Annotated in this window: 17 protein-coding genes and 2 tRNA genes; 10 read left to right on the forward strand and 9 right to left on the reverse strand. The window is 42.4% G+C overall.

The window, feature by feature from the left end:
• Positions 1-112 precede the first annotated feature (112 nt).
• On the forward strand, positions 113-1756 hold the full coding sequence (locus tag L4C32_RS10550; RefSeq protein WP_428196843.1) for a methyl-accepting chemotaxis protein: 1644 nt from the start codon (positions 113-115) through the stop codon (positions 1754-1756).
• 56 nt (positions 1757-1812) lie between these two features.
• Here the strand turns inward: L4C32_RS10550 and L4C32_RS10555 are convergent, their stop codons facing one another.
• From L4C32_RS10555 to L4C32_RS10580, 6 genes are all read right to left on the reverse strand, one after another.
• The gene (locus L4C32_RS10555; RefSeq protein ID WP_428196844.1) at positions 1813-2373 is read right to left on the reverse strand and encodes a prepilin-type N-terminal cleavage/methylation domain-containing protein; all 561 of its coding nucleotides are present in this window, start codon (positions 2371-2373) and stop codon (positions 1813-1815) included.
• Positions 2374-2457: 84 nt separating this feature from the next.
• A complete protein-coding gene (locus L4C32_RS10560; protein WP_428196845.1) occupies positions 2458-3087 on the reverse strand; it encodes a DUF2057 family protein in 630 nt (209 codons plus the stop codon).
• A 124-nt stretch (positions 3088-3211) separates the two neighbouring features.
• On the reverse strand, positions 3212-3961 hold the full coding sequence (pstB, locus tag L4C32_RS10565; RefSeq protein WP_428196846.1) for a phosphate ABC transporter ATP-binding protein PstB: 750 nt from the start codon (positions 3959-3961) through the stop codon (positions 3212-3214).
• Between the two features lie 57 nt (positions 3962-4018).
• Positions 4019-4903 carry a phosphate ABC transporter permease PstA gene (gene pstA / locus L4C32_RS10570; RefSeq protein WP_428196847.1) on the reverse strand — a complete coding sequence of 295 codons (885 nt, stop codon included), beginning with the start codon at positions 4901-4903 and terminating at the stop codon, positions 4019-4021.
• Positions 4904-4907: 4 nt separating this feature from the next.
• Positions 4908-5795: a phosphate ABC transporter permease subunit PstC gene (gene pstC / locus L4C32_RS10575; RefSeq protein WP_428196882.1), complete on the reverse strand. Its 888-nt coding sequence runs from the start codon at positions 5793-5795 to the stop codon at positions 4908-4910.
• Between the two features lie 147 nt (positions 5796-5942).
• The gene (locus L4C32_RS10580) at positions 5943-6764 is read right to left on the reverse strand and encodes a phosphate ABC transporter substrate-binding protein (protein ID WP_428196848.1); all 822 of its coding nucleotides are present in this window, start codon (positions 6762-6764) and stop codon (positions 5943-5945) included.
• 243 nt (positions 6765-7007) lie between these two features.
• Between L4C32_RS10580 and L4C32_RS10585 the strand changes: the two genes are divergently transcribed.
• A complete protein-coding gene (locus L4C32_RS10585; RefSeq protein WP_428196849.1) occupies positions 7008-9104 on the forward strand; it encodes a diguanylate cyclase in 2097 nt (698 codons plus the stop codon).
• A 13-nt stretch (positions 9105-9117) separates the two neighbouring features.
• On the opposite strand, the gene moeB is transcribed toward L4C32_RS10585, so the two are convergent.
• Both moeB and moeA read right to left on the reverse strand, forming a co-directional pair.
• Positions 9118-9864 carry a molybdopterin-synthase adenylyltransferase MoeB gene (gene moeB / locus L4C32_RS10590; protein WP_428196883.1) on the reverse strand — a complete coding sequence of 249 codons (747 nt, stop codon included), beginning with the start codon at positions 9862-9864 and terminating at the stop codon, positions 9118-9120.
• Between the two features lie 36 nt (positions 9865-9900).
• The gene (moeA, locus tag L4C32_RS10595; protein ID WP_428196850.1) at positions 9901-11139 is read right to left on the reverse strand and encodes a molybdopterin molybdotransferase MoeA; all 1239 of its coding nucleotides are present in this window, start codon (positions 11137-11139) and stop codon (positions 9901-9903) included.
• A gap of 206 nt (positions 11140-11345) precedes the next feature.
• On the opposite strand from moeA, the gene folE reads away from it, so the two are divergent.
• The 4 genes from folE (at position 11346) to L4C32_RS10615 (ending at position 13382) form a co-directional block, all read left to right on the forward strand.
• A complete protein-coding gene (folE, locus tag L4C32_RS10600; protein ID WP_428196851.1) occupies positions 11346-11999 on the forward strand; it encodes a GTP cyclohydrolase I FolE in 654 nt (217 codons plus the stop codon).
• A gap of 124 nt (positions 12000-12123) precedes the next feature.
• Complete coding sequence (rluF, locus tag L4C32_RS10605) at positions 12124-13071, forward strand: 23S rRNA pseudouridine(2604) synthase RluF (protein WP_428196852.1); 948 nt, start codon at positions 12124-12126, stop codon at positions 13069-13071.
• A 120-nt stretch (positions 13072-13191) separates the two neighbouring features.
• A tRNA-Cys gene (locus L4C32_RS10610) sits at positions 13192-13265 on the forward strand.
• Positions 13266-13295: 30 nt separating this feature from the next.
• Positions 13296-13382: transfer RNA gene (locus L4C32_RS10615), tRNA-Leu, on the forward strand.
• Positions 13383-13539: 157 nt separating this feature from the next.
• Here L4C32_RS10615 and L4C32_RS10620 read toward each other — a convergent pair.
• Positions 13540-14427, reverse strand: coding sequence for a helix-turn-helix domain-containing protein (locus tag L4C32_RS10620; RefSeq protein WP_428196853.1), 888 nt, complete (start codon positions 14425-14427; stop codon positions 13540-13542).
• A gap of 272 nt (positions 14428-14699) precedes the next feature.
• Here L4C32_RS10620 and L4C32_RS10625 point away from each other — a divergent pair, with 272 nt between their 5' ends.
• The 4 genes from L4C32_RS10625 (at position 14700) to L4C32_RS10640 (ending at position 20580) form a co-directional block, all read left to right on the forward strand.
• The gene (locus L4C32_RS10625; protein WP_428196854.1) at positions 14700-16709 is read left to right on the forward strand and encodes an ABC transporter substrate-binding protein; all 2010 of its coding nucleotides are present in this window, start codon (positions 14700-14702) and stop codon (positions 16707-16709) included.
• Between the two features lie 111 nt (positions 16710-16820).
• Positions 16821-17843, forward strand: coding sequence for an ABC transporter permease (locus L4C32_RS10630; RefSeq protein WP_428196855.1), 1023 nt, complete (start codon positions 16821-16823; stop codon positions 17841-17843).
• Positions 17844-18977 carry an ABC transporter permease gene (locus tag L4C32_RS10635; protein WP_428196856.1) on the forward strand — a complete coding sequence of 378 codons (1134 nt, stop codon included), beginning with the start codon at positions 17844-17846 and terminating at the stop codon, positions 18975-18977.
• Positions 18970-20580, forward strand: a complete 1611-nt coding sequence (locus L4C32_RS10640) for an ABC transporter ATP-binding protein (RefSeq protein WP_428196857.1) — start codon at positions 18970-18972, stop codon at positions 20578-20580. Before L4C32_RS10635 ends, L4C32_RS10640 begins: the two co-directional genes overlap by 8 nt.
• Positions 20581-20640 lie beyond the last annotated feature (60 nt).

Raw genomic sequence — 20640 nt, forward strand, 5'->3', positions numbered from 1 at the left:
TTAATATATATAATTAAAGAAATACTATCAGTCGTCGATACATATAGAGGCTGTTAGTTATACCGCTGTTATAGTTATAAAATTATTATGGATTGCATCAACGAGGTTGTTTATGAAACTGGTTACAGATATATCACTAAAGTATAAAATGGCGTTCCCTGTCATATTGGTTGTTACACTTTTTTCTGCATTGACGGTGTTCAATGTCATCATGTTTAATAAGCAATCAGCAATCGAACAGACGCTATCTAGTACTGTCCAACCGGTTATTGATAGTATGGAAGATGGCTACCGTGACCTCTACCAAGTAATTGCTGCCACCCAAGGTTTGATGCTAGCCGATGGTGATAAAAAACTCATTGAATACAACACTTTTGAGTTTAAAGATAACGCAGTAAAAGCGGGACCACGTATGGCAAAAGTACAAACTTTGTATGATGCCAATGTCATTCCTACTAGCAGTCAAGCAAACCTGAATAAGTTGGTATCATCTATCGGAGACTGGTTGAACCTATACCAGCCTATGATTAACTCACCAGCAACGGCCAATGAATATTACGCAAAAACCAAAGACCAGCTTGATGGCAAATTCCAAGACATTCGATCTGAGTATAAAAAAATTCGTACTATCGTTGAAGATAAACAAGCCGAGCTGAAAGTCATCAGTAATGAAACAGCGAGTACAGCCTCAACGGTACTTAAAACCGGTACAGCTGCTGCTATCCTGATTGCTATTGTTCTATCTTGGTTACTCTCTTCATGGATTGTAGGACCGATTAAACGCCTAGAAGAAGCGATGATCGAAATTGCCTCAGGTGAAGGTGACCTGTCTAAGCGAATTCATGCAGAATCTGGTGATGAAGTGGGCTCACTAGCAAATGCATTTAATAATTTTGTATCAAAAATTCACATGACAGTGAGTGAAGTTATTGATACCTCTGTTGCCGTTCGTGTTGAGATGGAGAGCATTAAACGTATTACAGAAACAACGCTTAATAGCGCTTCAGGTCAGCAACAAGAGAGTGAAGTGGTTGCAGCAGCAGTACATGAAATGCGTGTGACCAGTGAAACGGTAAGTGATAACGCCAATGAAGCCGCGTCTGCCAGTCATAATGCGTCGACAGAATCTGAAGCAACGCGCGAGATCTTATCTCAAACGGTCACTTCTATTGAAGGTCTAGCGAATGAGATCACTCATGCAAACCAAGTGATTCATACTTTGGATACCGACGTTGGTAATATCGCTTCTATTCTTGACGTTATCCGTGGGATTGCTGAACAGACAAACTTATTAGCATTAAACGCAGCGATTGAAGCGGCACGTGCTGGTGAGCAGGGTCGTGGTTTTGCAGTGGTTGCAGATGAAGTTCGTGCTCTAGCGAGTAAGACTCAAGAGAGTACGGGTGAAATTCAGAATATGATTGAGAAGCTTCAAGCGGGTGCGAAAGAAGCGGTATCAGCGATGGAGTCAAGTAAAGAGAGCGGTATTAGAACCATTGAAACGGCAGGTACAGCGTCAACGTCGATTGAAGAGATAAGCCGTTCAATCTCTATCATAAACGATATGAACACTCACATTGCAACGGCAGCCAATGAGCAGAGTCAAGTGAGTGGGGATGTTAACTCAAACGTACAACAGATTGCTGATAACAGTAGCCAGATTGTTGAGCAAGTCAGCAGCGCAGAAACAGCGTGTGGCGCACTTTCAGAGCAGTGTGAAAAACTAGATAGATTAGTTGGACAGTTTAAGGTGTAACTCGACACTGTAACCACAACATAGTTAGAAACAAAGCCCTCTTCATTGAGGGCTTTTTAGTTTTCAATGACCTCTACTGTCCCATCCTGCGACTCATAAACAATGACAATGGCTGAGGTTTCACGGTCATTGGTGCTACCGTAGGATTGGTTTATGTAACTACACGCACTTAATCGATGGTCATACTTATTATGTCTGAAAGAGAGGAAGTCAGGATTATCTTGGATCTTATCGCTTACAGTTGGTGGGTCCTGTAATAAAGCATTCCAAATATCATTACAACCGCGTTTATTGGGGCCGATATAATTAGGAATCGCGTTGATATTTGGTCTATTAGTCGCAGTAGGAAAGCCGATATCATTGGTATCAATCTCATTACCCGCATAATTTTCCAAATCAATCACCGCACTAGTATGGCCATTTATACGCCATTGTATTTGGGTGAAATAAACCGCTTGGGATAAACTACTTGCAAGAGCTTTAGATTGACTTAGAGTGGCCTCATAAGTAAAACTGAGGAACTTAGGTATGGCTGAAACGGCTAAGATCCCTAAGATAGTAATGGTAAGAACCAGTTCAAGTAATGTAAATCCCGCAGTCTTTTTTAGAGTAATCACAACAATCCCTTTACAGCACTACCCAACTTTGAAATTAGCAGGTATTTTTGCAATGGAAAGGGATTATCGACATTTAACTGTAATTTAGTTGTTGGTTATAGACTCTTTGAAGCGTATTTGAGTGGCTTTATCGGCTTTTTCGTACCAATAGTGGAGCATTTTTTCGGCGGTGTTATCGCCTGTCTGCTGCTGCATTTCACTGGTTGTTACGGTGACTGAGGCACTTTTTAAAGCAGCTGGATCATGGCTAGTATTAAACTGTGCGATTTCAAACTCATAGTTTCGTCCAATCTGAACCCCTTTATGCACTAGCTTGCTCTGCACTTTATTAATCTCGTTCCCTACACTATTGATAAGTTGCCAATCGACAGTGTCATTAAACGACTCGGCCGCTTTTGGGTCTCGATATTTTGGGAATTGAAAGGCGAGTGTATCGTCTTGAGCATTGAACTTAGCGACGATCACTTCACTGGTCACGATAATATTGTCCTTACCCTGTTTAAAAACAGGTAGATAACGGAAGGCTATCTGTTGCTCACCGTCGTTTAGTGCGAGTTTTGATTCACTGGAGAAGAGAGAGCTGTCCAGTTGAGGTTTTACTCCATTAACAATCAACAGATCAACATCTTGTGGCACAACGAGTGTTACTTTAGCAGCTACTGGAGAGGAGGCTAAAACACACAGCAGTGAAGCGGTGAAAATTTTTACGTTCATATACACTCTCAAACTATTCTTTTTAAAGGTTTAGCTTGAAGTGTAATAAAAAAAGCCCCTAACTAGTAGAGGCAAGCTGTTCCATCGCTATTATTATTATAAAGTTTTACAATATTTTATGAAATTAGCCAAAGTCACCATTGACATAACCGCGTGTACGGCTGTCTTGTGGGCTTGAGAAGATAGCATGAGTTTGATCATGCTCTACCAGTTCCCCCATTAGAAAGAAAGCCGTGCGGTCAGAGATCCGTCGTGCTTGTTGCATAGAGTGGGTCACAATCACAATGGTAAACTCTTTTTTTAGGCTCTCCATTAACTCTTCAATTTTATTGGTCGCGATAGGGTCAAGTGCAGAAGTCGGTTCATCCATTAAGATAACATCAGGTTGCATCGCAATGGTTCTGGCGATACAAAGGCGTTGCTGCTGACCGCCAGACAAGCCCATTGCTGGTGTTTTGAGGCGATCTTTTACCTCGTCCCACAGTGCGGCACCGCGTAGTGATTTCTCAACCACTCTATCCAGCTCTGCTTTGTCTTTTACCCCTTGGGCACGAAGTCCATAGGCAACATTTTCATAGATGCTCATTGGAAAAGGGTTGGCTTTTTGAAAGACCATTCCCACTTTTATACGCAGGTTAGCCACATCAATATTGCCATAGATATCTTCATCATCCATGGTTAGAGAACCATTAATTGTGACCCCTTCAATGAGATCATTCATGCGATTCAGGCAGCGTAACAGTGTGGATTTTCCGCAACCTGATGGACCGATTAACGCGGTAACTTGTCGAGCAGGGATAGGTAAGCAGATTGATTTCAGTGCTTGGTTTTCGCCGTAAAAAAGATCGAGATTTTCAATATTAAATTTGTTCATGTTGAATCCTAAATTTGGGTAATGAATACCGTTACTACAAGCGTGAGTCTTGGATGATTAGTAACTAGAGGTATTGAATTTCTTGGCAATCAGTTTGGTAAGCATGTTCATAACAAGCACCAACACAATTAACACGGTGGCGGTGGCATAGGCCTGGTTCCACTCATCTTGGGTATAGAGTTCAGTGGTTAATTTATAGAGGTGTACGGTAAGTGTTCTACCTGAATCAAGAAGAGACTCTGGAATTCTAGCCACCATACCTGCGGTTAAAAATACCGGAGCAGATTCACCAATTACGCGACCAGTACTCAAGATGATCGCAGTAATAATACCAGGCATTGCACTGGGTAAAATGAGCCGCCAAATCGTGTAAATTTTAGATGCACCTAGTCCATATGAACCTTCACGGAACGTTTGCGGCACGGCCATTAACGCTTCTTCGGTGGTCCTGATAATGACAGGTAAGATAAGAATACTCAGTGTTAGGGCACCAGAGAGAATGGAGAAACCTAACCCCATGACACCGACAAAGAACGTCATTCCAAACAGACCAAAAATGATCGATGGCACACCAGCTAATGATTCCGTACAAAAACGAATTATTTTGACCAACTTACTGCCAACCTTGGCGTATTCAGTCAGGTAGATTGCGGTCATAATACCAATAGGTGCGGCAATCGCAATGGAAGCGAGTACCATGTAGATAGTGGCAATGATCATCGGCAAAATGCCATGTTCGTCACCAGTACGAGTGTAGATGGTAGAGACAAATGTCCAATCAACAAATTTTAATCCGTTCGACAGGATGTACCAAACAATCCAGAAGAGAAAGCCGACGGTGAGACCTGCTGCAAGCCAGATAAACACATTAGCAATGGTGTCTTTGTACGCTCGGCTCAACAGTGATGGTGTTGGGGTGATCGGTGAATGAGATACAGTCATCTGTTTATCTCCCTTTCTGACGATTGAGTAGAAGAAGGGTGCCGTTTAATAACATGATAAACACCATTAAGATAACACCAGTGGCATAAAGTGCACTGGCGTGAACGCCGCTGGCATAAGACATCTCTAGTGCAATGTTGGCAGTTAAGGTTCGGGCTGAGTCTAAAATCCCTTCAGGCATGGCAGATGCGTTACCCATGACCATAATAATGGCCATTGTTTCACCAAGTGCCCTTGCAATACCTAAGATAACGCCGGTCATTATGCCCGAACGCGCAGCGGGAATTAACAGTTTGAAGATAGTGAAAATAGAAGAAGCGCCTAATGCGTATGAACCCTCTTTATAACTTCTTGGTACGGCGCGAAGTGAGGTCTCTGACACTGTGATAACCGTTGGAAGTATCATTATGGCTAACACAATCATACCTGCTAGCAGAGTGTTACCAGCGGGTACATTAAAGGTGGTTTGAATTAATGGAACAATGATGACAAGTCCAAAAAAACCGTATACGACCGATGGAATACCGGCAAGAAGCTCGACGGCAGGACGAATAATATTAGCCAGCCATTTGGGGGCGACTTCCGCAATAAATACTGCGGTTAATACACCCACCGGAACACCGATGATAACGGCACCTGCTGTAGAGACAATAGACGCGACAATCATGGTGTAGACACCGTAAAGGGCCGGTGGGAGCCAATCGATTCCTAACACGATGCCTTTTACGCCAGCTTCTTGGAACGCTGGAATACTTTCAATAATGATAAAGTAGGCGATGGTGGAGAGGGATAAAACACCAATTGTTGCACTGGTTAAGAAAAGAAAGTGGAAGAAACTTTCTCTCCAGTCGATACCTGATTTTCTTTTGAGTAGCCCGGTTCTATTTGGCATGACATACCTGCTAGTACTCGGTTGTTGGGATGCGATGGTCATTGTTTTCTCCAATATCCAGTAATACTGATTTGGATGGTTGTGTAAACACCAAAGGGTGCAAGAAGTAAAAAATCCCAGCACAATTACGTGCTGGGAAAAGGGGTATTAAAGTACTGAGATGTAGCCTTTTTTCGTGACAATATTTTGAGCTTCAGCAGACGTCATCCACTTAACAAACTCTGAAGTAGCCGCTGTTGGTTTACCTTCACGGTAAAGAATTAGGAATGGACGTGCCACTTCATATGTTCCTGCTTTAACGTTATCTACGCTTGCAGCGATACCGTTTACATCCACTGCTTTCAGTGAAGAATCTACGGTTCCTAGAGAGATGTAACCGATAGCAAATGGGTTGCTAGCAACGATGGTTTTTATTGCGCCGTTACCGTTAGCTACCTGAGCTTTTTGTGAAATAGCCGATACTTTTTTACCTGAAATTTTCTTTTTCAATTTCATGATGTCTTCAAAAGCGCCACGTGTGCCTGATGCTGTATCACGTGTAACCACAACGATAGGTTGGTCTTTACCACCCACATCTTTCCAGTTTGTGATGTCACCTTTATAGATTGAACTGATCTGCTCTTTGGTTAGATTGTTTACCGAGTTGTTCTTGTTAATAGCAACGGCAATACCGTCTCTTGCAATAGTTACTGCTTTTAACGTTGGCTCTTTCTCTTTAGATTTCAGGCCACGTGAAGCCATGCCCAAGTCCGCAGAACCGTTTTTAGCCGCTTTAATACCCGCTGATGAGCCAGGGCCTTGAACTTCAATAAATACATCCGGGTTTTTCTTGTTATACACTTCGGAATAGACTTCCATGAGTACAGTTACAGTATTTGAACCAACAACAGAGATGGTCTCTTTTGCTGCCGCAGGGTTAATGACCATTGCACTTAAAAGCGCTACTGCGCCAATCACTGACTTTTTCATTTATTTATCCTTAAAGTGGCATCATTGCCGTTTTGTTCATTAAATTGCTAAGACCGAGACACTTTAAAAAAGAGTTATGACACTTGTGTTGCAGTAAATTGAAGAGTATGTGACAGCCAGAATCTTTCCGTGACGAAGAAAAATGAAATCTACTGAGTGCCATACCACACTTTTCAAACCAACAACATACATTTAAATAACAGTGTATTAGCATAGAGATAGGAAGTGGAAGTGGTTGAATGTATGACTAGTAGTGAATGGAATTCTTATATTGTTAATCAAATGCGTGAGCTACCGATCGGTAAAACACCTCGACAAATAGAAGAGAGTTACCAGAAATTAAACGAGCTCGCAAAGCAACGTAAAGTAACGTTAGAGCCTGTGTACGGCCTCTATTTTCAAGCTTATCGCCTATACCGTTCAGGGCAACTGCTTGATGCTGTCGGCGCTTTTTTTGATACTATCTCCGCCTGTGATCACCATGATAAAGAGTACGTCCGCTGTCTCGCCTATCTAGGCCTTGGAAATAGCTATTTGCTTCTTTCGGACTACTTAAATGCCAGCGAATTCCTTTCAAAAGCGGAATCCTTTGAGAAATTTAATGATTACCGCCTCTTGGCGATGGTGAAAAATAACATTGGTGAACTGTTTGAGCGACAAGGAAAGTTTACTGAAGCGTTGGAGTATTATCAGCTGTCTGCCGACTTGATCAATAGAAGTGATGATATCGGATTAGCCTGCATGCCCATTTGTAATCAGGCGATGATGCATACCTACTTGAATAATATGGCTATGGCTAAGCAGTTATTTATCAAGGCTAAAGAGGGTTTCGATGCACTCGGCTGTTATCACAATCACTACTGGTTGATGTATTCAAAGTTCTTAGAAAAAAGTCAGCATATTGAACAAGCCTCTTCCACGTTTTTAAAAGCGATCGAAGAGGCAGAAAAGCTAGGTGATCAATTTCAGTTTGCAGAGAACATTTGTGAATACTGCGTTTTTATCCTTCGTCATAACCTTGATGTGGACATTTCAGGCTGGCTAAAACGTGGAGGTGCTATCGCCACTGAGGTTAAGTCAGATACACTGCTTTATCGTTATAATCAGTTGTTGCTTGCTATTAATAAATACGTGCCCGATATCGCTCAAAGAGAAGCCGTGTATCTCAATGTATTAGACAATTATGAACAAGCAAAAACCGTATCAGAAGCAAGGCAGTCAGACTATTTAATTCAACTGCATAAATTAAATGTCGACAGAGTAAAACTCGACTCGTTAAAAGAGATGAAGAAAAAATTAGAGCTGATCAGCAAAATAGGCGAATACATCAGTACATCGGGCAGTATCTCAGACAGTTTTCTTCAGTTGCATAAAGACATCTCCTCCATCTTAGCGGCAGACTGTTTTGCGATTGGTTTTTATGATGAAACAAAGCAATCAATTGATTATGAGTACTTCTTAGTTGATGGAGAACGCCAACCTTCCTTTATGGTAGATTGTCGCGATGCGAGTTTGTATTCGGCATATTGTGTTCTAAACAACAAACCGTTGATCTTCAATGATCGTAACTATCAAGATAAAGCTGACTTTTTTGAAGTAGAGTCATTGGACGAACTTGAAGCGCCTAATGAGTTCCATTCTGAGATGTTTGCGCCAATCACTTTTGGTAATAAAGTCATTGGAGTGTTAACGGTTCAAGCCAGAGAGAAGTATCAATACAATACCAATCAACAAGAACTTTTTTTGCAGTTAACGAAGTATTTAACAATCGCTATTGAGAATCAACGTCAAAAGAAATTGCTGCAAAAACTGTCCATTACCGACCACTTAACCTCTCTCTATAACCGACAGTACCTTGATGAAGTATTGCTGAAGCATATCCATTTAAGCCGTAAAGTGCAGGGGCAGCTAACAACAGCAATGATTGATATCGATTACTTTAAACAGTTTAATGATCGGTATGGTCATGTTGAAGGGGATAAGTTATTAATGAAAGTAGCGGAACTGCTTAAACGTTATTTTGACCCCGTTACGTCACCAGTTTTTCGTTATGGGGGAGATGAGTTTTTTGTTTCATCAACGAGGGGGATCACCGATATTTCTTGTAAAATGAAGGAGATCGTTGCTGAGTTATCTGATCTTCATATCATAAACTACGATTCGTTATGTGCGGAGATTGTCTCACTGTCAGTGGGTATTTCCAGCGTGAAAGTGGATAGTTTACGATCATTTTCATTGGAGGATATTTTGCGTTTTACCGATAAAGCACTGTATAAATCAAAACGCGGTGGTCGAAATAAGATCTCAGTACTGAGTGATAAGGAGTCAGTACAGTCCTGACTCCTACATTAGGTTAGCTGCAGATAGAGCAGTGGGGGTTTTGGGGTAATTTCATTTCGCGCCATGACATAGACATCGCATCTAGCATCAGTAGCTTACCAATGAGTGGTTGTCCAAAGTTAGCAATGACTTTAATGGTCTCCATCGCTTGAACCGCGCCAATAATACCCACCACAGGTGCCATAATGCCCGCTTCAACACACGTTAAGGCTTGCTGGCCAAATAGGGAACTTAAACATTGATAACAGGGTTCGTCATCTTGATAGGTATAAACAGATACCTGCCCCTCCATTCGGATGGCTGCTCCTGAAATGAGCGGTGTTTTCGTCTGGTGACAAAGTGTATTTAGCTGGTTACGAGTCTCTACATTATCACTACCATCCAGCACCACATTATGGCGCTGAATTAATGCCAACAGCTGTTCATCGTTGAGTCTCTCATCGACAGTACTGATTGAGGTAAAAGGGTTGATTTTGGCGAGTGCCTGTGAGGCAGACTCCACCTTTTTCATCCCAATGGTCTCATCACTGTGTAGCAATTGTCTTTGCAGGTTGGATAACTCCACCACATCATCATCGATAATGGTGAGTGAACCGATACCAGCAGCAACGAGGTATTGACTGGCAGCACATCCTAATCCACCTGCGCCGAGAATCAATACAGCGCTGTTTTTGAGTGCTTCTTGGCCGTCGAAATCAAACTGTCTTAGAATGATTTGACGATTGTAGCGAAGCATCTCCTCATCACTAAGTTCTTCGATGATATTCTGTGTCATGGTGAAAATACCTCAGTCTATTTAATACAGTGTTGAGTTAAATAGCTGTATATTAACGGTCTCACCAGCTTGAACACGACCTCTGTCTTGCTCTAAAACCACGAAACAGTTAGCGACACTCATTGAACGGAAAGCCCCAGAGCCTTGGTTTCCTGTTGTGGCCACTTCAAACTGACCCTGATCGTTGATCTGATAGATACCGCGTTGGTAGTCAGTACGTCCTGGCGCTTTTTTGAACATAGAGGTTGCCACTGCTGGAATTGACTCTGGCTGCTTCCATTGAGAGTGGCCTGAGAGTTTTGCAAGCATTGGCTGAACCAATACATACATGGTCAGCATAGCGGAAACTGGGTTTCCTGGAAGGCCGCAGAAAATAGCGTCATCAATGGTGCCATACGCAAAAGGTTTACCTGGTTTAATTGCTAGTTTCCAGAAACCTATTTGACCAATATCATCAAGAATATCTTTAATAAAATCGGCTTCGCCCACACTCACACCACCTGAAGTGATCACCACGTCTGCTTCATTTTTTGCTTTCATGAAGGTCTGCTTTAGGGTGTCATAATCATCAGGGATCACGCCAAGGTCTAAGGCTTCACAACCAAAGTTTTTCACTAACGCTTTTATACCATAACGGTTGCTGTCGTAAATCTGCCCCTCTTGTAGGGTACTGCCTAAAGGGCGCAGCTCATCACCGGTCGAGAAAAAGGCAACCTTAGGGCGTCTAAGAACCTTTACCGTTGCAACACCTAATGAGGCTAATAGTGGAATGTCTCTTGGGGTTAACCGTGCGCCTTGGGTCAGAACTACATCATTTTGAAAAACATCATCACCGATAGGCCTGATGTTATCTTGATCGGCTACCTCAGAAATGCTGAATGTGACCCCTTGTTCAGAGACTTCTGCTAGCTCTTGCATGATAACGGCATTACACCCTTGAGGGATCTTAGCTCCCGTCATAATACGAACACACTGTCCTGATGTACATTCGCCATCAAAGGGAACACCAGCAAAGGATTTTCCTGCTACTACAAGCGGTTGGCCAAGGGATAGATCTTCACAGCGTAACGCGTAACCATCCATTGCAGAGTTAGCAAAAGGGGGAACATTAATAGGTGAGCGAACATCTTCAGCAATGACATAACCAATAGCTTCATCAAGAGGCATATCAAATGCATCGATAACTGGGGATATCCCCGTTACAATTTTCGCTAAAGCCGCGTCGATTGGCATAAGGCCCGGAGTATCACAACAACCCATAAAGAATTCCTTTTAACATCTGATAGATATTTGAAAATGTTTAAAAATAGCCGTCGAGATTAACACATCTACCCACATTTCCACTAACATCCCGCTTAAATCCTTATTAAAATCGAGGTGTAATTTGCATAAAGAGGGAGTATCCTTGGCACGAACAACCATTATTGGTAATAGTAGTTGCCGTATGAGTTTACAGAGGGATGAGAATGTCAGGGTTAAGCGCAGCCGCCATACAAGTTAGAGATGCACTCGTGGCTCGTGGTTTAGAAACACCAATGAAACCAGATCGAGTGAGCAGGGAAGAGAAAAAAGAGAAGATCGAACACCATATGCGTGAGATCTTGCATTTACTCGCTTTAGATTTAAGTGATGACAGTTTAGAAGAGACCCCACATCGTGTGGCAAAAATGTATGTGGATGAGATTTTCTCTGGCTTAGATTATGCCAACTTTCCTAAGATCACGGTGATTGACAATAAAATGGGCTGTGACGAGATGGTTCGTGTGAAAGGCATCACTCTTACCAGTACCTGCGAGCATCATCTTGTGACCATTGATGGCAAAGCGACGGTCGCCTACCTGCCTCGTGGTAAGATCATCGGCTTGTCGAAAATTAATCGTATCGTGCGTTTCTTTGCACAACGTCCTCAGGTTCAAGAGCGAATGACACAGCAAATTTTGGTGGCACTTCAGACTCTGCTTGAAAGTGAAGATGTAGCCGTGACAATGGATGCGACTCACTACTGCGTGAAATCGCGTGGTGTTATGGACGCAACCAGCTCAACCACAACCACAGCATTGGGCGGTATATTCAAGCGTAACCAAGCAACCAGACATGAGTTTTTACACGGTATTCGTTAGGGGGCAATCACTCCTTAGTTGAGTAAATCAAACCTAAAACCTCGGCCATTATGCCGAGGTTTTTGTTTTATCAATGTTCTATTCTGATAAACTGCGCGTAATGATACGTTGAGAAATGAAAATAATGACTGAAGTAAAATTGATCCGCTTAAACAAATTTATCAGTGATACTGGTTTCTGTTCACGTCGCGAAGCTGACAAATTTATCGAACAAGGCCGAGTGACCATTAATGGCGTGGTGCCAGAAGTGGGAACCAAAGTGGCTGATGGCGACGAAGTGTTGATTAACGGTAAGCCTCTTAAAGCCAAAGAAGCACGTATCTACATGGCCTTTAACAAACCCGTTGGCATTACCTGTACCACTGAACGTCATGTTGAAGATAATATTGTCGATTACATCAGTCACGAAAAACGAATCTTTCCCATTGGTCGATTAGATAAGCCGTCTGATGGTCTGATCTTTATGACCAATGATGGTGATATCGTGAATAAAATCTTACGTGCTGGAAATGCTCATGAAAAAGAGTACGTGGTACGTGTTGATAAACCAATTACCGATGATTTTATTGAAAAGATGTCTGCAGGCGTACCTATTCTTGATACGGTGACACTACCATGTAAAGTGACGCGCGAAACCAGAAATGTCTTTAGAATTGTATTAACTCAAGGTCTTAACCGCCAGATTCGCCGTATGTGTGAATATTTAGGTTACGAGGTGTTCAAACTTAAGCGTGTCCGCATTATGAATATTGAACTGGGTAAGTTAGCCTCTGGTCAGTGGCGTTATCTGAATGAGAGTGAAATGGCGCAAATCAATGCCCTGATCGCAAGCTCAAGTAAGACCGAAGAAGCGTCACGCAGTGGTGTTAATGCGGCAGGCAACAAAGTATCTATCACTTCTGCGGGAAAACCAAAATCACGTAATGCTCGTCCAAACCAACGCCCAACTCGCTCAGAAAGAGCGGCACCAAAAAACAGAAAGGGCGGGGAGACGAACCGACGCAGCAAAGAGAGTGACAAAGAGAAATCAGACTCTTCATCAATTAAGGTATGGCGTCCAGGGCGTAAATAAGATTTCGTCGAACAAGATGTTTGAATAGTGAACGCCTTGTGCGTAATTCATTCAAGTAAATGAAAAATCGAAACTTTTGTTTGACTATACTCACTTAATCCGTAAAGTATGCATCCAGAAGGCGCCTTGGCAGAGTGGCTATGCAGCGGATTGCAAATCCGTGGACCTCGGTTCGACTCCGGGAGGCGCCTCCAGAATTTTGCAATAACAATCCAGAATTGCGTGCCCTGGTGGTGGAATTGGTAGACACAAGGGATTTAAAATCCCTCGGCGTTCGCGCTGTGCCGGTTCAAGTCCGGCCCGGGGCACCATCGATTTGAAACCTCGACATAAATGTCGAGGTTTTTTATTGCCTGCTATTTTAGTTATCAATAACTGTTTTTGTAAGGGAGTGTAATTGAGCGAGATTGCGCCAAGTCTTCTGGTTACTATTTGATAGTAAATGTGGTCTTGAAATGCAGATTTAATTCAGTCTTTAATTGTATTTTTTCTAAAACGTGCTGGTGAAATACCGTTACGCTTTTGAAAAGCTTCGTAAAAACTAGAAAGAGAGCCAAAACCACTGTCCATAGCAATAGTCAATATTTTATCATTTGTCTCTCCCAATCGCATTTTTGCATGTATTAAACGCATTTCAATCAAATGCTCTTTGATTGTTCGGCCTAAAATCTTCTTGAATAATGTAATCGCGTAATTTTGAGAAACGCCAGTTTGATCTGCTACATCCTGTACTGAAATATTAGATACAAAGTTTTCGCTGACAAATTTAAGCATTGTTTCGAAGTGAAAAATTGCCTTACCCCCTGTGATGTTTTCAGGAACCGAATTAGATTGTTGTAACAGTACATTCCAACCTTCCAGAGCAAGGCGTTTCAGTCTACTCTCCATTTCTAAGGCATGCACTTCATCCCACCGAGGAGAGTTATTCTGGATCTCTTTTGCCCATTTTTGTGTTAAAGATCTATCCATTTCAGAACCTTGAGTTGTCGTCAGTACTGCGCCGGATAGAATGGCATTGGTAAAGCTAGAAGGCAGTCGCCATTGTAGAAATTGAGAGAGAGAAACATAAGCGTTAGTGATAGTACCTGGTCCATCTACATGTATCACACGATGGGGTCGTGCAGCCCAAAAAACCGTGAAATGACCATCAGATAAAGTCACCTCTGAGCCTGAAAATGAATAAGTCATAGAGCAATTATGCAGATAATTCAGTTCGATAGAGGCGTGGTGGTGGTAAGGGTCTATAAATGCTTCAGGGTGATGGTGCTCTAAAACGATTTGATGGCTTTGTGGCATGCTGGTGAAATCAACGTACTCAGAAAAATCATGTTTCTTATTTTTTTCAGGATGTTGCATACCACACCTAGATCGTTGTTTGAACCGTTAACCTAAAGCTTAACCGTGTTTAGACATAATGAATTCTCTGTCAGCTTATGGACTTGTACTTACGATATCCATGTAATGTCGTAGGAAAAGCCATTATTGTTAAATAAATTAACAAATGCAATAAAATATTGATTTTCCGGAATATATTCCCTAATAACGCGAAGATTGTTGCTATGCAGAGTAGCATTCTTATAGCGAAGGTAATAACAAAAATGGAGAATACGATGCTCATGGAAAGAAAGATGAATATTGCAATTCGTTTTGCGATTTATGGTACTACCACATTACTGGCGACTTCCGTTATTGCAGACAGTATGCCAGAAGAGCGTAGTTTATCTCGCTTACAATACTCATTGATAAGCAGCACTGATATTTACAGTTATAAAGCCCTCCCACAATATTCTCAAGCGCCTTTTCTTGACATGCTAGTAGCCAGCGGAGAGCTGCCCGCATTGGAGCAACGCTTACCGAAAGAGCCGTTGGTTTTTAAAACGGGTGCAATGTCTGATGGTGTTGGTGAATACGGTGGTGTCTTTAGGCATGTAATAGGAGGTCGTCCACAAGGTTGGAACTGGTTAGCTGGTCAGCATCAGGGTTGGGGTGGTATTAACATGGCGATACAAGAGTGTTTAGTGCGTCAGGGGCCACGCTGGCAAGTGAAGGCGGAGGATCAAACTGGTCCATTACCTAATTTAGCGAAAAGCTGGCAGTGGAGTAAAGATCATAAAGAGCTCACCATGAACTTGGTTGAAGGCATTAAGTGGTCAGATGGTGATGCTTTTGATACTGAAGATGTGCGTTTTTGGTGGGAAGATAACGTTGAAGATCAAAAGGTCTCTTCACGACTTTCCGCTGGGGGATTAGCACCGGGAGTCACGATGGAGATCATTGACGATTACCGTTTCAAATTTGTTTTCTCTGAGCCTCAAAGTGAAACCATTGTAGAAAGCCTCTCGTATATTCAAGGCTGTCCAGGACCGAGTCATATTTTAAAAGATAAGCACCCAAAATATAATCCAGAGGCGACGTATTCGGGCTATACCAGTGCCTTGCCAACAGATTCATTAAATGTGCCTGTATTAGGTGCTTGGGTTCCTGTGTTGCATAAGCCTGATGAATTAGTGGTTATGCGTCGTAATCCTTTCTATTGGAAAGTGGATGAAAAAGGCCAGCAATTACCTTACATCAATGAAATGCATTTTAAGCTTTCAACGTGGGATGATAGAACTACCCAAGCGATAGCTGGTACTGGCGACTTTTCTAACATGGAAAACCCAGGAAATTTTGTTGAAGCGTTACGTCAATCAAAATCTCAAGAGAGTAAAGTAGCCGTTAACTTTGGTCCTCGCGTTCTCTCTTGGCGTGTCGATTTGAATTTCTCTGATAAGGGAGCGAAAGATGCCGCAGATAAAGAGCTACGTTCGCTGTTCCGTCAAACTGATTTTCGTCTTGCTATCAGTCACGCAATAGACCGAGACACTATCGGTCAGTCGATGGCTCGTGGTCCTTTTACCTATCCTTATACAGGCGGCTTCGCGACTGGTTCGCCTTACTATGATAAAGCAAGTACTTCATACCAGCCATTTGATCAGAAAAAAGCCATGGCTATGCTGGATAGCTTAGATCTACAGGATACTGACGGTGATAACATCCGTAATATGCCGAGTACTGGCGAAAACTTAACGATCGACGTTTCATTTGAAAGTGACCGTAACGATGTGCGTAAGCAATTAGATGCTATTACTTCACAGCTTGCTGAAGTGGGTGTACGAGTGTTACCACGCGGTGTCGATGGCTCTAGTTTTGATAAAGTGAAGACGGGTGGCGATTTCAATGCCATCATGCACAGAGTGAACTTCACCTTACCGACTCGCGAGAGTTGCACTAACTTACCTGTCAGTGATGGTTGCCCTTATTTCAATCAACAAAGTGAAGGCAGTGATACTAGACAACCATTTGAAAAGCGCATTAGTAAAGCATATAAGCTACTGACTTCTACTAATGACTCTGCTTTGAAAAATGCGGCGATCAAAGAAATCCAACGTGAGTTAACAGAGAATGCTTACAGTATAGGAACAGTACAAAGTCCTGCTGCATTACTTGTGAATAAGCGTGTCAAGAATGCACACCCAGGAACACCGGTATTCATGTTTGAATGGGCAGAAGATTCGGTGATTCGTGAGCGCTTGTGGATCCCTAAGAAAGATCAGATGAAGGAGCTATATCAGGGAACCGTCGCCGAGTATAAATAATTCACGGTATTGATTTTAGGATTTATCGTTCTATCAATGTGTTCACTGTAGCATCGTTGATCACCCTGTGATCAGCGATGTCGGTTAATCAAGAACTAAACAGGCAATTAAATGAATTTTCTACTTTTTATAGGTAAGAGAATCATCATCACGATTCCATTACTGATTGGTATTTCAATTGTATCATTTGCCATTATTACTGCGGTACCAGGAGATTACATCGATGCTTGGTTATCACAAACGATGGCGATGACTGGGCAATCTTTTGAAGAGCTAAGACCACAAGCCGACGCATTGCGAATTGAACTAGGGCTAGATCAATCGATAGCCGTGCAATACTTACGTTGGATACAAGGCATAGTATTGAGCGGTGATTTTGGTTATTCCTTTGTACAAAGTCGCCCCGTTTCAGAAATTATTGGTTTACGTCTGCCTCGCACATTAGGTTTGGCGTTAACCGCACTAGTAATTGGCCAATGTATAGGTGTCTTATTGGGTATATATGCTGCTGTTAATCAATATAAATTTGGAGACACACTCGCTACCATCATTGCTTTTTTAGGTATTGTTATTCCTAAGTTTGTCATGTCACTGGTGGTACTTTATTTCCTCGCTTTTGTGTGGCATTCACCTTATATAGGTTCACTTAATTCGCCAGAATATATATTACAAGAAGAGTTTTCGTTTGCGAAAATGTGGGATTTTTTCCTTCATGTTTGGCCAGTACTATTTATCTCAATTTGGGCGGGTCAGGCCTATACCACTCGGATGATGCGCGCTAATCTTTTAGATGTAATGAATACGCAGTATATCGAGACCGCCCGTGCAAAAGGACTTTCAAAAAGTAGAATCCTGTTTAAACATGCCGTCCCCAATGCCATGCCAGCGATAATTATGAATATGGGCTCACGTTTTGATTATATGATCAAGGGTGAGCTGGAAATAGCCATTGTGTTAGGTATACCGACATTAGGTCCACTCATTTTAAGTTCTGTCGCTGAGCGAGATATGTATGTTGTTGCCGCCATATTTTTGATGGTTGCTGCACTATTGGTTGTCGGTAATTTGGTTGCCGATATCATACTTGCTTTACTGGACCCTCGCGTTCGTCGTGCCACAATGGGGTCCAAATAAATGACTATTATCCTTAGCACCGAACAGTCAATGTCGATGGATTTACAGACTAAACAAGTTGAATCTCTTTCATATTGGCAATTAATTAGAGCACGTTTTAAACGCAATCGTTACGCAATGTTTGGCTTATTTAGCTGTGCTTTCATTGTAATAATGGCCGTTTTTTCAGGGTTTATATCCCCTTATTCAGCACAAACTAAAGATAGAATTGCGCTGTATTCTCCCCCGCAAATGGTGCGAATCTATGATGTGCAATCTGGGTTTAGCCGCCCCTTTGTCTATGCTTTTGTCGAAACATTTGATGAAGAGACATACGAAATAACGTTCACCCCTGCACAAGATAAAAAAGTGATTATAGAGCTTTTTAGTAAAGGGGATACTTGGACTTTTTTAGGCATGGAGTTTGAAACACACTTGTTTGGCGGCGCTCAAGGGGAGCCTGTCCATTTACTTGGTACTGATAATTTAGGCCGAGATCTGTTTTCACGAATGGTGCACGGTACACGAATCACCTTGCTGATGGCGATGTCTGTCATGCTCTGTGCTTGTGTGATAGGTACATTGGTAGGTGTTTCATCGGGGTATTTTGGCGGACGCTACGATCTTGTCGTACAGCGCGTCGTAGAATTTATTAAGTCTTTCCCCGATCTGCCTTTGTACTTAGCATTAGTGGCGATATTACCGAGGCGGGCAGAGCCAATGACAGTATTTGTTATGTTTGCGGCTATTTTAGTGTTACTTCGTTGGTCTGATTTAGCGCGTGAGTTACGCGGTAAAGTGATGGCGATACGGTCAGTAGAGTACGTACGTGCAGCGGTAGCAGTAGGCGCGAGTGATAACCGAATTATTGGGCGACACATTATTCCCAATATGTCCTCGCATATTATTGTTTGGGCCACTTACACGTTACCTGAAATCATCTTATTGGAAAGCTTTTTATCTTTTCTAGGCGTCGGTGTACAAGCACCAATGGTTTCGTGGGGAACGTTGTTAAACCAAATACGTGATTTCCAATCTTTTTCAGCAGCACCTTGGTTGCTTGCTCCTGTTGGTTTTATAGTCATCTCAGTATTAGCATTTAATGCATTTGGTGATGGTATGCGCGACGCAATGGATCCTTACTCAAATGACTAATAAATTACTTAAAATTGAAAATGTAGAAGTTGCATTTAGCACGGTGACAGGCATACGCCACGCGGTGAAAAATGTCAGTTACTCTCTGGAACGAGGGGAAACACTCGCCGTAGTCGGAGAGTCCGGTTCCGGAAAGTCTGTGACTGCTCGCGCCATAATGGGGATGTTAGCACCCAATGCTATTGTGGGGGCTGGTACCAATATTTATTTTGAAGGAGAAAATTTAGCGCACTATAGTGATCTGCAGATGCAGCATTTGCGAGGTAATCGTATTGCGATGATTTTCCAGGAGCCTCTAACAAGCCTTAATCCAATTTTTCGTATTGGTGACCAAGTGGCGGAGATTATCAGTTCTCATCGAAAAACAGATAAAAAAGCGCTGAAACAAGAAGTCATAAAATTATTGACCGAAGTCCAGTTGCCCAATCCAGAAATACGCTATTCGCAATACCCGCACGAAATGTCAGGAGGGCAACGGCAGCGAGTAATGATCGCAATGGCACTCGCCAATAGCCCTGATCTGTTAATTGCAGATGAACCAACCACGGCATTGGATGTGACGGTGCAGGCTGAGATCCTTACTTTACTCAAGGAGCTGCAGGTACGCCATAATATGGGGGTTATTCTCATTACTCACGATCTTACCGTGGTAAAAAAAATCTCTGACAATATGGTGGTGATGCGCGCTGGTGAAGTGGTTGAATCAGGAGTAACCGAGCAGGTTTTTCGCGATCCACAACACCCTTATACCCAACATTTAATTAGCTCAGAGCCTAAAGGGCGGCCTGATCCAATCGCAATAAATGCGCCAGAGGTGATGGTAGCGCAGGATGTTAGGGTGGTATATCAAATGAAGCATGGTGGATTTTTTAGTCGTAAAAACCATCAGATAATTGCCTCTAATGATGTCAGTGCCACTATCCACGCTGGAGAAACGTTGGGTATTGTGGGGGAATCAGGTTCCGGAAAAACCACGTTTGGAATGTCGCTTATTAAACTTTGCGAAACACAAGGTGGAGAAATTTCTTTTCAAGGACAACGTATTGATGGCTTTAATCGAGAACAAATGCGACCGCTTCGTCCGCGTGTTCAAGTTGTCTTTCAAGACCCTTTTTCTTCTCTAAATCCACGTATGATAATTCGCCAAATTATTGAAGAGGGATTAATCATAAATAAGATTGGTAGGAGCAGTGCTGAACGCGAGCAGCTGATCAAAAATGCCTTAGATGATGTACAAATGCCACATGACTCAATGGAGCGTTTTGCGCATGAATTCTCTGGAGGGCAGCGGCAACGATTAGCGATAGCGAGAGCTTTAGTGCTGCGACCAGAGTTTATTCTACTCGATGAGCCAACCTCAGCACTTGATTTGTCGATACAAGCTCAAATAATTGATCTATTGAGAGATTTACGCCGTAAGCATGATTTGAGTTACCTCTTTATCAGTCATGATTTAAAGGTTGTGCAGGCACTTTGTCACAACGTTGTGGTAATGCAAGACGGTTGTGTTGTGGAGCGGGGGCCTACAGAGCAAGTATTGACTAATCCCCAACAGGAATACACCAAAAAATTAGTGGCTGCCGCTTTCAATATTGTTGCTTAGATGAAAACCACTTTCCCTTGTAATAAACATTATGAATTTGGCGTTAAGCCAATTGTATAT

The organism is Aliivibrio kagoshimensis (assembly GCF_050337105.1).
In the GTDB taxonomy this organism is placed as follows: Bacteria; Pseudomonadota; Gammaproteobacteria; order Enterobacterales; family Vibrionaceae; genus Aliivibrio_A; species Aliivibrio_A kagoshimensis.